The sequence below is a fragment of the Acinetobacter schindleri CIP 107287 genome, assembly GCF_000368625.1.
GTDB lineage: Bacteria > Pseudomonadota > Gammaproteobacteria > Pseudomonadales > Moraxellaceae > Acinetobacter > Acinetobacter schindleri.
On the sequence record NZ_KB849574.1, the window covers coordinates 463,579 to 477,375 of the forward strand.

14 protein-coding genes and 2 tRNA genes are annotated in these 13,797 nt (G+C 43.1%); 7 read left to right on the plus strand and 9 right to left on the minus strand.

The features are described from left to right. Positions 1-83 precede the first annotated feature (83 nt). Positions 84-689 (minus strand): sterol desaturase family protein, encoded by a 606-nt coding sequence (locus F955_RS02410; protein WP_004813649.1) that lies wholly within the window; start codon positions 687-689, stop codon positions 84-86. Positions 690-791: 102 nt separating this feature from the next. Between F955_RS02410 and F955_RS02415 the strand changes: the two genes are divergently transcribed. Continuing rightward, on the plus strand, positions 792-1,802 hold the full coding sequence (locus tag F955_RS02415; protein ID WP_004813650.1) for an AraC family transcriptional regulator: 1,011 nt from the start codon (positions 792-794) through the stop codon (positions 1,800-1,802). Positions 1,803-1,990: 188 nt separating this feature from the next. Here the strand turns inward: F955_RS02415 and F955_RS02420 are convergent, their stop codons facing one another. Continuing rightward, a complete protein-coding gene (locus tag F955_RS02420; protein WP_004813651.1) occupies positions 1,991-2,236 on the minus strand; it encodes a hypothetical protein in 246 nt (81 codons plus the stop codon). Positions 2,237-2,316: 80 nt separating this feature from the next. Beyond that, the gene (locus F955_RS02425; RefSeq protein WP_004890674.1) at positions 2,317-3,435 is read right to left on the minus strand and encodes a DNA/RNA non-specific endonuclease; all 1,119 of its coding nucleotides are present in this window, start codon (positions 3,433-3,435) and stop codon (positions 2,317-2,319) included. Positions 3,436-3,702: 267 nt separating this feature from the next. Between F955_RS02425 and F955_RS02430 the strand changes: the two genes are divergently transcribed. Then, positions 3,703-4,164 carry a hypothetical protein gene (locus tag F955_RS02430; protein ID WP_004890677.1) on the plus strand — a complete coding sequence of 154 codons (462 nt, stop codon included), beginning with the start codon at positions 3,703-3,705 and terminating at the stop codon, positions 4,162-4,164. 66 nt (positions 4,165-4,230) lie between these two features. Here F955_RS02430 and F955_RS02435 read toward each other — a convergent pair whose 3' ends face one another. Beyond that, positions 4,231-6,111 carry a potassium transporter Kup gene (locus F955_RS02435; RefSeq protein ID WP_004813656.1) on the minus strand — a complete coding sequence of 627 codons (1,881 nt, stop codon included), beginning with the start codon at positions 6,109-6,111 and terminating at the stop codon, positions 4,231-4,233. Between the two features lie 120 nt (positions 6,112-6,231). Here F955_RS02435 and F955_RS02440 point away from each other — a divergent pair. The 4 genes from F955_RS02440 to F955_RS02455 all read left to right on the plus strand — a co-directional run bounded on the left by F955_RS02440 (position 6,232) and on the right by F955_RS02455 (position 7,927). Next, positions 6,232-6,322 (plus strand) — tRNA-Ser (locus F955_RS02440). A gap of 470 nt (positions 6,323-6,792) precedes the next feature. Continuing rightward, entirely contained in the window at positions 6,793-7,143 is a 351-nt protein-coding gene (locus tag F955_RS02445; protein WP_004813657.1) for a hypothetical protein, read from the plus strand. Positions 7,144-7,404: 261 nt separating this feature from the next. Next, positions 7,405-7,632 (plus strand): hypothetical protein, encoded by a 228-nt coding sequence (locus F955_RS02450; protein WP_004813658.1) that lies wholly within the window; start codon positions 7,405-7,407, stop codon positions 7,630-7,632. Between the two features lie 219 nt (positions 7,633-7,851). Further along, a tRNA-Thr gene (locus F955_RS02455) sits at positions 7,852-7,927 on the plus strand. Positions 7,928-8,011: 84 nt separating this feature from the next. Here F955_RS02455 and F955_RS02460 read toward each other — a convergent pair. The 5 genes from F955_RS02460 to F955_RS02480 form a co-directional block, all read right to left on the minus strand. Continuing rightward, positions 8,012-8,860, minus strand: a complete 849-nt coding sequence (locus tag F955_RS02460) for an SAM-dependent methyltransferase (RefSeq protein ID WP_004813659.1) — start codon at positions 8,858-8,860, stop codon at positions 8,012-8,014. A gap of 2 nt (positions 8,861-8,862) precedes the next feature. Next, a complete protein-coding gene (locus tag F955_RS02465) occupies positions 8,863-10,170 on the minus strand; it encodes an FAD-dependent oxidoreductase (RefSeq protein ID WP_004813661.1) in 1,308 nt (435 codons plus the stop codon). Positions 10,171-10,584: 414 nt separating this feature from the next. Beyond that, positions 10,585-11,463, minus strand: a complete 879-nt coding sequence (locus tag F955_RS02470) for a pirin family protein (RefSeq protein WP_004813665.1) — start codon at positions 11,461-11,463, stop codon at positions 10,585-10,587. 325 nt (positions 11,464-11,788) lie between these two features. After that, positions 11,789-12,352, minus strand: a complete 564-nt coding sequence (gene ahpC, locus F955_RS02475) for an alkyl hydroperoxide reductase subunit C (RefSeq protein WP_004813667.1) — start codon at positions 12,350-12,352, stop codon at positions 11,789-11,791. A 167-nt stretch (positions 12,353-12,519) separates the two neighbouring features. Beyond that, complete coding sequence (locus tag F955_RS02480) at positions 12,520-13,134, minus strand: TetR/AcrR family transcriptional regulator (protein ID WP_004813668.1); 615 nt, start codon at positions 13,132-13,134, stop codon at positions 12,520-12,522. Between the two features lie 162 nt (positions 13,135-13,296). On the opposite strand from F955_RS02480, the gene F955_RS02485 reads away from it, so the two are divergent. Further along, complete coding sequence (locus tag F955_RS02485; protein ID WP_167539039.1) at positions 13,297-13,764, plus strand: hotdog fold domain-containing protein; 468 nt, start codon at positions 13,297-13,299, stop codon at positions 13,762-13,764. Positions 13,765-13,797 lie beyond the last annotated feature (33 nt).

The following is a 13,797-nucleotide window of genomic DNA, read 5'->3' on the forward strand; positions in this document are numbered from 1 at the left end:
TTAAGCAGGATTTATTGACAAATCACGACAAAAATAGCGTGCAAATGCATTTTATTTCCTTATCTAAAACTTCTAGGTTTCTTTTAAGGATTTAAGGCTCTATTTTTCTCAATCCATTTGGCTGGAAAGATCTGCTGAATACTGCTGCTCAGGGCTTGAGAAACCGTTTTGGGTAGATAGATGCCGAGTGGATTTTGTTCCTGTAATTCAGGCGATGAAATCACCCGTGTCCCCATAACGTAGTCGAACCATGGTCGGGTCACACACCAGTTGGCATCCTGATTACTATTCATATGATGGTCATAATGCCAGGGAATTTTTCGCTTGGCCCATTCTGGTTCCAGATGTGCCCGACGATGCACATAATAATAATTGCAGGCACTATAAAGCACTGCGAGCGACATTCCTTTTGAAACCGGATAAAAGGCCAGACCAAATACACTGGCAACAACAACCAGAGATCCAATTTCATTACGGGTACGCCAGTTCTGCCAGCCTTCTACATAGCCATGATCAGAGAATGCCGTCTTACGCACCTCCCGATGATGCTCCCAGTGTGAACGCATGCTCTGCGGTACTGGACTGTAGCGAGCCTGACCTTTGCGAGGTATACCATGCAGAATATATTTATGCGCAAACCATTCAAAACCATTGGCAATTACCAGTCCTGCCAGAAAACCTTTTAGCATTGTCTGTCCCTCCTTTTTATTTACTATAGGTGAGCTAAAAGGCTAGATATTGACCAAAAAATTCAATATGATTGACAAAACACGACAAAAAAGAATTAAAAAATGCACAGCATACAGGACGATGCAGGCACGGTTTATGGAGGTCTGGGACATTTGTTGCTGGAGTTCTATCTATCCAAACAACTCCCCATTCCAGAAAAACTACTCGCTATACAGGACGTTGAACGCTTTGAATTTGTCATCTGGCGTGAGTTGCTCATGCAATTACAGCAAAAGTTGCAGACTCCTGCCTTAGGCCTGGAAATTGCTAATTTCGTACAACCCCGACATCTCGGCATTATTGCCTATCTGGCGCTGTCCTGTGAAACCTTGAGCGAAGCCATGATGCGCTATCATGACTATCATCGTCTGGTCTATGACGGCAGTCCTTTAGAAGTCCGTGTCGAAAATGACTACCTGTCAATTGCCTGGGTCGATGTTCCTCTAAATCTGGCGACTCAATTGACAGATGAAGTCGCCATGGCATTGATGCTGAAATTTGTACGTTCGCTGATGGCTACCGATGATATTCACTTACATGAAGTTCATTTCCGTCAGCCGACCAACAAGTATCTCAATCTGTATGAACAGTACTTCCGTTGCAAGGTCCGTTTTGATCAGCCAAAGAGTGTGATTTTTATGCATGTTTCTGAACTGGCAAAACCATTACGTCAAGGTGACCAGACGCTACAGAAGCTGTTAAAACAACAGGCAGAAGCCTTATTGGAAAAACTGCCGAATACTTCACAGATAGATCATCGGATTCAGCAGGCGATCCTGACCGGACTGCAAAAAAACATGTTTCAGATTGAGCATATTGCCCGTCAGTTACACTGGTCGGTTCGGCAGTTACAGCGTCATTTGCAAAAACAGGGCAAGACCTATCAGCAGCGAATGCAGGAAATCCGTTTTATGCTAGCCCAGCAATATTTGACCGATGAAAATCTAAGCCTGCACGAGATTTCCCTGTTATTGGGTTATTCAGAACAAAGTGCCTTCCAGCGTGCCTTTAAGCAGTGGACCCGTCAGACGCCGCAACAGTGGCGCTCAGATTATCTGAAAAACAAAACATAGGAGAAATTTTTAGATTACCCGATGCAGGCCAATCTCAATACCCAATATCAAATTTAGATTTTTGAGTAAAAATAATAAAAATAATTCAAGAGAAATAAACTTTTAAACCTGAATAAAAAAAGCTCATATTAATCCTGAGCTTTTTCTGTTTCGCATGGAAGAGTCATGAAATTTTAAAAAATGACCCATTATAAAAATGGATTATCAATTTCCTGAGCGTCATCACGCTGGATCTTGTCAGGCAGATCCGGGGTATTTTCCAGTTGCTGTACCACATCATTGAGTAGCGCCTGCAAGGCCTTGGCTGCTTTCAGTCCGGCCTGATCCTTGGTTAACTGCAAGTTTCCATAGAGGCTGACACAGTCCACATCATTTTCAATGGTCAGGTCATGAATCGCATGTGATTCGGTGCCGTTTTCATAAGGTTTAAACATTTTCTTCTGTCGCTTCCTTGTTGTTTTTTAATTGTACCGGACAGATTTATGCTACCTGAATCCTGTCTGGCACAACAGAATTATTTCAAAAGCTGTAAAATGAACTGTAGCACTGCTTCCAGCAACTGCTTGATCAATGCACCTTGCGGATCATTATTGCCTGCTGCGTCACTAGTGGAGCCCTCAGATGTTGAAGTATTCCCGCTCACAGACGTACGACTGCCACCAGAACGTTTGAATTCCTCTTGTAATGCTTCCAGGTCACTTTTGGATACATCTTCGGCGCACTGGCTTTCTGCATCCCAGTTTGCATAGGTGATTGGCTTATTGGCCTTCACCTCGCTGGCTTTCAAAGGCAGCTTATAAGTATTACGTTTCTGTTCTTCAGTCAGTTGCGGGAAGATGTTGATATTAACCAGTTCCTCTAGGGCACAGACGCTGATGATCTGGACTTTTGGTGCCGGATTTTTCAGGTTGTTATCCACATAATACACCCCGGCTGCACCAGTTTTCGGCATATATACCGCTTTATAGGTCGCATTCGGTACGATTACACCTTTGCCAATCGTCTCCAGCTTTTTCGCGCTATAAACCGGCCCCGTAACCACATAGACATCCTGTTTCTGTTTGGTCACCACCGCACGAGTGGCTTCTTCCAGTTCACGCCACGCCTGCTGATTGTTCTTCGGGGCTTGCGGTACCATATTGGCTAAGGAGAAACTGTCAAACTGTGCCTGCTTGGTTGGCATATCGGCATTTGGTGCCATATGTCCACGGTCATAGCCAGTACCGCGGTAATCTGCCAGAGTTGCGCGATGCGCCGAACTGACACGTTCTTCCTCATGGAAGCTGTCTTCACGCGGAATCTTTTGACTCAGGCGAGATGGCGTCAATAGTTCTGCCACCCATAATGGTGTTTTGGAGACACCAGAGTACATGACATTAAAGCCGTTAAAGCACAGTGCATAGCTGTTCTTTTTTAAGCTATCCTTCATTAAGTAAGGTGGCACATCCCGGTAAAACTGATCCAGACAGGCAGAATTTGATGGTGAAGACAGCGATACCCACTGGCTGATTTTTTCTTGACCAAAGGCAATCGCAAAACTACCCGATGCCACCACACCCAGGATAATTTTTACAGTATTTTCGTTAAGGAACTGAAAGACAGGATTTTTTTTGGTACGTTGCTTCTTGGCCATGATTACAGCTACTTTAGAACATCTACAGCGGGTGTTGCCGAGCTTAACAAGCCCTGTAAGCCATGTATATCACGACTTTTCTAATCGATTAACAAATAAGCAATATGTAAATAAACATCCATTAAGTATGTAACAGCCTGTCTGTTTTTTACGAATACTTGGACTAGATTTCAACCCATTTGTGTAGCTTTCCTTGCTGCCCACTCTTTAATTATGCAATTGTAAGAACCTCTAATTCCTCGAAGAAATATACGAAGGAGCATTGTGATGTTATCGCTGAAGAAAAACTCCCATACTTGCAAAACTCATTATTCAAAATTACTGGCTCTAGGTGTATTTACCAGTGTAATGAGCCTCAGTGCATTGGCTGAACCACGGGTACAGCCGGGCGAAACATTAGAAAGCCTGTCCAAGGCACGAATTAGCACCACTGTAAACGGTCAGAATGCTTCTCTGGAAAATCTGGTCAATTCTGGTCAGATTCGTTTAGTGCAGCCAAGTCAGGCACCTGCTATGCAAAGTAATCCGTCGTCTGGCATGCAATCTGGTCAGCCGGGCATGTCTCAGGCTCCGGGTATGATGCGCCATTCTCAAGATCCTGCCATGATGCGACAAGATGCAACTCCAGGCATGCAGCAACCCAACGATCCACGTACTCTGCCTGAGATGCAGCAAGATTCCCCAATGACACCAGCAGGCTCTACTGCTCCAGGTGTAACTACTCCATAACAAGTCTGAAACAGATATTAAAAAACCAGAGCTAAACTCTGGTTTTTTTCATTTTAAATATTGTTGCTAGATTTCGATCTGGCTACCAAGTTCCACCACCCGGTTAGTTGGAATCTGATAGAAATCACTCACCGGACTGGTATTACGTTGCATTGAAATAAACAGTTTTTCACGCCATGGTGACATGCCTTCTCCGATTGCATGAATCACCCGGTCACGAGAGATAAAGAAACTGATCTGCATCAGATCATAATCAAAGCCCCATTCCGTGTAGGCTTGCTTGACCGCCCGTGGAATATCAGGCTGATCCTTGAAACCAAAATAGGCATAAATCCGGTAAAAATGCTCATTCAGCTTTTCAACTTCTACCCGATCTTCCTCTCCCACAAAGGGAATATCCCGGGTAATCACCGTAACCATGATATTACGTTGATGCAGTACCTTGTTATGCTTGATGTTATGCAGCATGGCATGTGGTACGACATCCGGAGTTCCGGTCAGGAAAATGGCATCACCCGGCACAAACTGAGTCCCGCCACCGGTAGAAACACTCTTGATAAATAGCTCAATTGGCAAGGTATTTTGCTGCATACGTTTGAGTAACAGTTCGCGGCCATCTTTCCAGGTCATGAGTATCGTAAACAGTACGGCACCCAGCATGATTGGCACCCAGCCACCGGAATAGATTTTCAGTGAAGTGGATGCGACAAAAATCAGATCGAGCGCCAGAAAAGGAGCCGCGAATAATACTACTTTCCAGATTGGCCAGCGCCAGAAACCATAAGCTAAAATGGAGATCAAGATCGTGCCACAGAGCATGGTCATGGTTACTGCCACCCCATAGGCGCTGGCAAGTCTCGCACTGTTCTCAAATAACAAAATCAGAATCACGACCGAAATAAACAGCATCCAGTTAATAAATGGCAGATAAATCTGGCCACGTTCTTCAGCTGAAGTGTGTTTCACGCTCAAACGTGGTAAATAACGTAGCTGAATTGCCTGATTGACCATCGAGAATACCCCGGTAATCACGGCTTGTGAGGCAATGACCGCAGCAGCCGTTGCCAGACCAATCATTGGATACAGGCTCCATTCCGGCAGCAGCATATAGAATGGATTAGCCAAAGCTTCTGGACTACGTAGCAGAAGCGCACCCTGCCCTGCATAATTGAGTAACAGACATGGCAAGACAATAATGAACCAGGCCAGACGAATTGGCAGGCGACCAAAATGTCCCATATCTGCATAAATCGCTTCACCTCCGGTCATGGTCAGAATCACTGCGCCCATGGTCAGGAAAGCCACATAGGGTTGATCCACCACAAAATGATAAGCCCAATAAGGGTTGATCATATGCAGGACCATCGGTGTCTGGATGATACTCCATAGACCAAAGCCACCAATCGACAGGAACCACAGTAAAGTCAGTGGACCAAAAAATTTACCCATGGTCCCGGTGCCATGACGTTGTACCAAAAACAGGCCGGCAATGATGCCGATGGATAAAGGCTCCAGCCATTTATTAAACACCGGCGTAGCAATACTCAATCCTTCAATGGCAGAGAGTACAGAAATCGCAGGTGTGATAATCCCGTCACCAAAGAACAATGAAGCACCAATAAAGCCTAAAGCAATCAGGTAAATCTTTTTCTTATCCGAGATTAGTGTGGTTCGCAGGTTGAGGGCCAGCAGTGACATGATGCCGCCCTCACCATTGTTGTCAGCACGCATGATGATAGTGACGTATTTAAAACTCACCGTCAGCATGATGCACCAGAAGATCAGGGAGAGAATGCCCAGTACCGAGGCTTCGCTGATGGCAAGATGCGAGGTCAGGAAACATTGGCGCAGTGCATAAAGAGGACTGGTACCAATATCACCAAAAACGACCCCAAGCGCAGCCAGCGTAATGACTGGTAAAGCTGCTTTTTGTGCAGTACTTTGCATATATTGTCTTCGTTTTAGAAAGCATTTTTGCGAATCATAGCACTGCCTCTAAACTTTTTCTGCAAATCAATTGTTTCAAGCTTGGCAGACTGGTTTTTTTTCTATATCATCCACCGCCATGGTGAGGTGTCCGAGTGGCTGAAGGAGCACGCCTGGAAAGTGTGTATACGTTTATAGCGTATCGAGGGTTCGAATCCCTCTCTCACCGCCATATTTTACGGAACTGCAATCTTTAGCAGTAAATAAAGGCTTAAATCTAAAGGGTTTAAGCCTTTTTTGTTGTCTATAATTAAATATCATGCTGCAATTTCACTATTGGCTATTCCTTAACGCCTTCATTTTTTAGCTTCTATAAAAGAAAAAATATTTAATCAGATTCTTTAATTTTTATGGCTTAATAAAGGAAAATTCATTAAGTACTTCGGCTAGATTCCATTTTTAGAAGTTACGGTAATTTTAATTTTATGAATCACTATCAAGCTTGTAATATTCTGCCAATTGTTTGAAAAGTGATCTAATATAAAATGTGTAATCAGAAGCTTGCTGTAGTTTCTTTTCCAATTTAATACCTCCTTCCTTATGATGGAGGTATTTTTTTTATTTAAAAAAATCAGTTCTTATACAGTGGTGAATTCTCTTATACTCTTATTATTCAGCCCCGGATAACAACTAGAAAAGACGATGAAAAAACTAACCTTTACCACCCTGCTCGTTATGTTTGTTATTGCTGGTTGCCAAAAGCAGCCTGAGCAGGCAGAAGCCGCAATGTCGACAGATAAAAACTCTGTAGATGTCATTCAGTTTGAACAGGCGGATCAGAAAATCAGTGGTTTTCTGGACCAGTTAGATAACCCGGCTACGCCTATGGAACTTCGCAAGAAAATCATATGCGAAGATTATCCTGAGGTGTATTTCAAAGAATATGTACCTGCCTTTATAAAAATTGCGCCAGAAAACACAAAAGAACAGTTAGCACAGGATCTGAAGCTGGCACTGGATTTTTATAAGAAGAAGGACAATGTCGTTTGCTAATGCTTGCCTTTTGATTAATGAACAAATGAATTGCCCTCTTTTCCCTATATATACTTCATGAAAGTTATACAAAAAATTCAGTTACTGAATTCTAACTTGGCATAAAAATAGCTTAATTTTATTGTCATCATCGCTATGTTATGTTGCTCTTAGCGGGCACATAAAAGGAGAACAAAAACCAGTAGATCTAACCAACCACGCCATTGATCTTGATTCAAACTAAAAGCTAAAAGATAGACACACTGCTATTCGGGAGCGAACATGAATAACAGCGCAAACTATGCCAAACAGATCAAAAATGCTAAACGTGGCGGTTACACTCCGACCATTGCCAAAGACGTCAACAAACACAAGATTCAAAAAGCCCTCAGACTCATCGAACAGTGGAGAAGCCTCGCTCAAGAACTCAAACCTCAAATGCAGTTTGATATGGCCTTTACCTTGGAGGAATGTGCTCAGGATCTGGACCGTATCCTAAAAAGCCGATAAACCTAGTTTTTATTCATCTCTGAAACCAGTTTAAATTTTCCACCCTCGCCCACACTTTCGCATGTGGGCGATTTTCATGAAGCCAGCTGATGTATTTCAAGTTTTGCAGCTTTTCGTATCATGCAGAATTCAATCAAACTTAAAATTTCACCAAAGCATTTAAACGGTTATTTTTTGGCTTGCATCACCCCAAAAAATCTGTAGAATGCACACCACAACGCCGGCATAGCTCAGTTGGTAGAGCAACTGACTTGTAATCAGTAGGTCCACAGTTCGAATCCGTGTGCCGGCACCATTTTCTTAGCCTCGCTTTTTTAGTGAGGCTTTGATGTTTCTGGAGTCTGCATTTTCTTCGGGCTTGATCTTTTCAGGCACTGTTCTAGTGCTTTGCTTTCGCGCTGATCTGCACATACCGCACCACACCTTCTTCAAAAAGCTTTCGGCATATTTTTGCGGTCATCTGAATTTTAAATTCATCTAGTCTGGACGTCTTCACAGACTGAACCATTTTTTTTGAATTTAAATCCTGCTGTACATACCTGGCAAAACCGGCAAATACTGATTCTGACAGATCTTCAACCTGAACATCTGTGAATTCAAACTGATCCAGACATTCATATAGCGTACCGAGCGGCATCAAATCACTTAAATTGACATCTGCTGATTTCAGCAAAAGCTGGTATTTACGCTTTTGAAATGAATTTAAAGTTTTCCAGCGCTCAGACAAAACTAGATGATGAAAACCGATTCGCGCTTTTGAATTCAAAACTGGGACTATCTGTTCCAGCAAGCTTGGTACGCTATTGTGATAAGCCGCATCCAGACACAGCACAGCGTCAAATTTATGTGGGAAATGGATATCTTTTAGTCGAAGAAAAGAAGCATGATAAATTGCATTCAGTTCAGGTAAATGCTGCTGAATCTTGGTAACACAAGTTTTCTGTAGCTCTACGCCTGCTAGGTATTGCACCTGATAGTGCTGCTGCCAATGCAGCAAACTGGCACCCTGGCCGCAGCCAAGATCCAGTAATTTATCTTTTGAATTTAAATGAATAGTTGCAGCCAGATGATCAGCCAAAGCCTGACAAGCAGCAACATAGTCTTGCTGCCCTATCTGCCAGTAACCAAGATTGCTCCAGGGCAATAGCGAAGTATCTCCAAGCAATGCTGCATTGATAGCATATTTATGCTCGGGTAGACGCTGCCGAAAGGCCTGGAACAGTTTCATGCTTAATAACCGAGTTGTGGTGCAACCTCAATATTCGGTTTTAATCCCTCGAATGGCAATGGTGCACCAAAGATTTCTGCAATCTTCATCGCTGAAGTAACTGCAGATTCCAGAATTGGCAAGCCATCACATGACCATGAACCACAATAGAATACCTTACGGCCCTGATCCAGATGACGTTGCTGTAATTCCTTGTTCAAGGCTACAGTATGCGCATCAACCACTGCGCGGGTCAGTGTCACAGAAGAAATAACTTTCTTCGGATCGATATCAGTCACCGGGCGCCAGGTCTGGAATACCGGAGATTTACCCACTAATGTTGGTTCAACCGCATTGAGCCATACCGTGAACTGCTGACGGGTAAACTTGCGGTCCATCATATAGCTTAGTACTGCCCAGTCTTTACGTTTCGGCGGCATCACGCTGGTATCAGTATGAATCACCAATTGCCCCTGCTCAAACTGGAATTTTTTCAATAATTCAATATCTGTTGCAAACTGGTCTTTATCAAGAAATTCCTCGATCTTGTTGGTGGGTGTAGCAACGATGACACGGTCAAATAACTTGGAATAACCCGCCGCATTTTCTACACGGACCTGATCACCCTGCTGTTGTACCAGCGTAGTTGCTGCACCACTGACAATGTCGATGCCTTCAATCAGTTTATCCACCAAGGCTGGTGTACCGCCCTGCATACGCAATAATGCATCGCCATCTGTCAGCTGACGCAGGAAAATCAATAAGGGCTTGGCTGGCCATTCACCAATTGTTTTCGGGTTACAGGTACAGATGGTATACAGTACCGGCATTACCGCACCATGCCAGAATACTTCTTCAATATCATTGCGATTAATAAATTCTGCCAGGCTGATATCCTGATTCTTAGATTTAAAGAATTTGTTCAACGCTGTTTTCAGTTGTAATAAGCCTTTAACCAGACGCCAGCCATACTGCTGAAGGCCTTTACGGTTATTGATAATCGGAAAGTTACCAATCCGGCTACGCGAAGTTGTCAGCCAGGTTTCAGTCCGATCCTCAAATAACCAGCTGCACGCCATATAAGTGCGTACCGGATAGGTCTTGATCCCCAGATGAGTCGCAAGACTTAGCGTATTTTTCCACAAGTACGGATTCATCACACGCAAAGGAGCATCGACCAATCCACCTTCAAACTCGAGGCTGTGACTGTCCATGCCGCGCCCTTGCAGCGCTTCAAAAATAGTGATGTGATGTCCTGCATCCTTAAGAATTCTGGCTGTAGCCAGTCCGGCCATGCCACTACCAATTACTGCGATATCCAAACTGATCATCCGTCATTGAGAAACTTTTAGAAATTATGTACCAAGCCTGCCGTAATTAGGCTATTAAAATCTTCCAGATTGCATTTTTTTCAGATGGACTAAAGCGCTTGAAAATTCATAATTTTTTACATTTTTAATATAAAAAGTTTACACTGTTTAAATTTATGCTTTTATTGATATTTTTTGTATTTTTATAAAAATTATCCTTTAAAAACAATACATTTAAATTAACCAATTTTTTAACTTTCGTTTTACAAAAGATACAAGAAGCGCTATAATTTTCTGCATAATAAAATGATAACTCCATCGCCCTCCACAGTGTTGAAGTTATTTAAAAAATCTTATAATCAGAAGAACTTACAGCGCATAACTATTTAAAAGCCTCTGCACTGCAGAGGCTTTTTTCTTTCTGGACTGACATTTTTATTCAGCAGCTACCGGAATTTCTCCAAATTTACCCTGATTAAAATCCTGGAAGGCCTGGACAATTTCTTCCTTGGTATTCATCACAAAAGGACCATAACCTTGAATAGGTTCCTTCAAGGGTTCACCGGTCAAGACTACGAATTTGCTGTCCTGATAAGCCTGAATCTGGATTATAGGATCGCTATCCTGAGCAAATATCACAATAGAACTGTCCAGAACTTTCTGGCCGGCATTCACTACCAGCTCTCCACTCAATAGCACCAGCAAAGCATTATGACCGGCAGGTATCTGCAGCATCGTTTCATAATCTGCTTTGAGCTCACCGTCCCAGACATTGACCGGACTAAAGGTATGCGCCGGACCATGATGCCCATCAAGTTCACCAGCGATGACCCGAATATGCCCTGCACCTTCATCCATTTCAATCCGAGGAATATCAGTTGCCGTCAGTGCCTGATAACGCGGTGTAGTCATTTTGTCTTTGGCAGGTAAATTTACCCACAGCTGGACCATTTCAAACAGACCACCATTCCGGGCAAAGTCTGGAGAATGGAATTCTTCATGCACCACGCCTGCACCTGCAGTCATCCACTGTACATCACCTGCCTGAATCGTACCGCCACCACCGCCAGAATCCTTATGCGTTACTCCACCCTGATAGGCGATTGTCACGGTTTCAAAACCACGGTGTGGATGTGAACCGACACCCTGCTGCACCGTAGTCGGATCAAAATGATACGGCGCTGCATAATCCAGCAGCAGGAACGGACTGATGACCTGACCAAGACGGTCATAAGAAAACAGGTTTTTAACCGGAAATCCATCACCGACCCAATGCATGTGTTGATTACGGTAAACGCCTATGACTTTTTTCATCTTTTTACTCCTATCTGAATAGGATGAACATGCAGTCATTGTATGCGTTGTGGACAGCTATCGATACTATGCCAATGAAATGCAGTATCCCGAATATAAGACAATACTGGTGTCAGTACTGGTACCCTACAACTGGTTTATACCTTATGTAAAAGCCAGCGTCGGGTGATGAAAAAACTGATCGAGCATCTGATTGAAGGTTTGCGTGCCGTAGCCGGAAGTCATCAAGGCTATATGATTTAATTGTCCTTTCATTTTCGAATAACCATAAAAAAATCCAGCGCTGAAGGCTGGATTTTTTTAGATTTGATAAAGATTTATCGAATTAGATTTTACCTACCAGGTCGATTGAAGGAGCTAGGGTTGCTTCGCCTTCTTTCCATTTTGCAGGACATACTTCACCTGGATGAGCATGTACGTACTGAGCTGCTTTTACTTTACGAAGCAGTTCCTGTGCGTCACGACCGATACCACCTGCGTTGATTTCAATGATCTGGATTTTACCATCCGGATCGATCACGAAAGTACCGCGGTCAGCCAAACCTTCAGCTTCGATCAGCACTTCAAAGTTTTTCGCCAGAGCCCAGGTTGGATCGCCAATCATTGGATACTGGATTTTACCAATCACGTCAGACGTGTCATGCCAAGCTTTATGCGTAAAGTGCGTATCCGTGGATACACCATAGATTTCTACACCCAGTTTCTGGAATTCAGCATATTGATCGGCAAGATCGCCTAATTCTGTTGGACAAACAAAAGTGAAGTCAGCAGGATAGAAGAATACAACAGACCATTTGCCTTTCATGTCCTGCTCAGATACTTCAACAAATTGACCATTGTGGTAAGCAGTTGCATTAAATGGCTTAACTTCAGTATTGATTAAACTCATGTGATTTTTCCTATCAGTTCGCGGGAATTCATTCGATGAACTAAGAATACGCAAAAACTAATAATAGATAAAACCGTAACTTTTTATAAAAACTATCGTTTTTTTAGATTTATAAATTCTATTAATTTTTTACTTATTATCTTTTATTCCAATTTAACTCCTGACCTCTACCGAGAGAAATGCTGTAAAGAATCCCAAACTGACTGCGCCAAAGCAGATGCATGTTTTTGCGGAGAATCCTTGACTCGACCTGCCAGCCAGGTACGGCAATAGCTTTCTGTCGCGCCAATTACTAAAGAGGTCAGTAAAGCAGGTGGTACAGCTTGCAGACAAGCGGCATCTGACTGCTGGGCCAGCCATTTCTTTAAATCCTGATTGCGCTGGCTGGTACGCTGTTCCAGATCCTGACGCAGTTCTGAGGTATGTACCACATGATGGGCCGCATAGAGAAAACGGGCAAAGTCTGGATAACTGATGACCCAATCAATATAACTTCGGATAATGGCATGAATACCCTGTTCAGCACTTTTCGCTTGGGATAAGGCATCTAAACGTCGGCTGGACTGATCCTTTAAAGCGGCTAGATACAGCGCAGCTACGATCCCATCCTTGTGATGAAAATGATGATAAATTGCGCCAACACTGGTTTCTGCCCGATCCCGAATCATTTCAATTGTCGTTGCAGCTATGCCACTTTGTAAAAATTCCTGTAGCGCACAATTCAGAATTTGACGCTTTAAGGCCAAGCGTCCGCCTGGATAACTCCCTTCCAATACATCCATACCTTGCATTCTCCTTAATGTGCTCGGCACCGTTAATCATTAACTTGTCTATTTTAAACACTTTTCTTGTGAGTCCTGCAAATACAGAATATTATTCTGTATGAGGATCTTATTATTATTCACCTCTTACGCAGGATCGCGACCATGAGCTAGGCTCTAAAAATATGGAAAACCTTTCACAAAAAACCAGGTGGTAAATACATATTTTCCAGATTACTTTGCATCAAAATACCTTATTTCAGCAGTATTTCCCCATTGCTCGAAACGCTTGCTCCGTATTATTGCGAAGTGAGCATAAAGAAACATGCGGCTGTACTCAATCATCTAGATACAATCCATGCGATTGCCATATGCAATCTGGCTGAACTGGCAGCAGGTACCATGACCGATGCCAGCGTCCCCAAAACCCATTCCTGGATTCTAAAAGGTATGCAGGTCGAATATCTTAAAAAAGCAACGACCGATTTAAGAGCCATTGCCACACCTACAAAGTTAAATATTGAATGGCATGAAATCGCTGAATACCAGGTTAATGTTGAGGTACTGGATATGGCACAAGAAACCGTATGCCGTGCCCTCATTACAATGTGGGTATCTCCTAAAAAGAAGAAAATAAATAAACGTGCTTAAAAAAACCCGTCGGGTGACGGGCTTTTAAGGATG

Bases quoted from the DNA above. Each gene is read 5' to 3' on its own strand.
- F955_RS02410 (WP_004813649.1), bottom strand. From the start codon at position 689: ATGCTAAAAGGTTTTCTGGCAGGACTGGTAATTGCCAATGGTTTTGAA.
- F955_RS02415 (WP_004813650.1), top strand. From the start codon at position 792: ATGCACAGCATACAGGACGATGCAGGCACGGTTTATGGAGGTCTGGGA.
- F955_RS02420 (WP_004813651.1), bottom strand. From the start codon at position 2,236: ATGTTTAAACCTTATGAAAACGGCACCGAATCACATGCGATTCATGAC.
- F955_RS02425 (WP_004890674.1), bottom strand. From the start codon at position 3,435: ATGGCCAAGAAGCAACGTACCAAAAAAAATCCTGTCTTTCAGTTCCTT.
- F955_RS02430 (WP_004890677.1), top strand. From the start codon at position 3,703: ATGTTATCGCTGAAGAAAAACTCCCATACTTGCAAAACTCATTATTCA.
- F955_RS02435 (WP_004813656.1), bottom strand. From the start codon at position 6,111: ATGCAAAGTACTGCACAAAAAGCAGCTTTACCAGTCATTACGCTGGCT.
- F955_RS02445 (WP_004813657.1), top strand. From the start codon at position 6,793: ATGAAAAAACTAACCTTTACCACCCTGCTCGTTATGTTTGTTATTGCT.
- F955_RS02450 (WP_004813658.1), top strand. From the start codon at position 7,405: ATGAATAACAGCGCAAACTATGCCAAACAGATCAAAAATGCTAAACGT.
- F955_RS02460 (WP_004813659.1), bottom strand. From the start codon at position 8,860: ATGAAACTGTTCCAGGCCTTTCGGCAGCGTCTACCCGAGCATAAATAT.
- F955_RS02465 (WP_004813661.1), bottom strand. From the start codon at position 10,170: ATGATCAGTTTGGATATCGCAGTAATTGGTAGTGGCATGGCCGGACTG.
- F955_RS02470 (WP_004813665.1), bottom strand. From the start codon at position 11,463: ATGAAAAAAGTCATAGGCGTTTACCGTAATCAACACATGCATTGGGTC.
- ahpC (WP_004813667.1), bottom strand. From the start codon at position 12,352: ATGAGTTTAATCAATACTGAAGTTAAGCCATTTAATGCAACTGCTTAC.
- F955_RS02480 (WP_004813668.1), bottom strand. From the start codon at position 13,134: ATGGATGTATTGGAAGGGAGTTATCCAGGCGGACGCTTGGCCTTAAAG.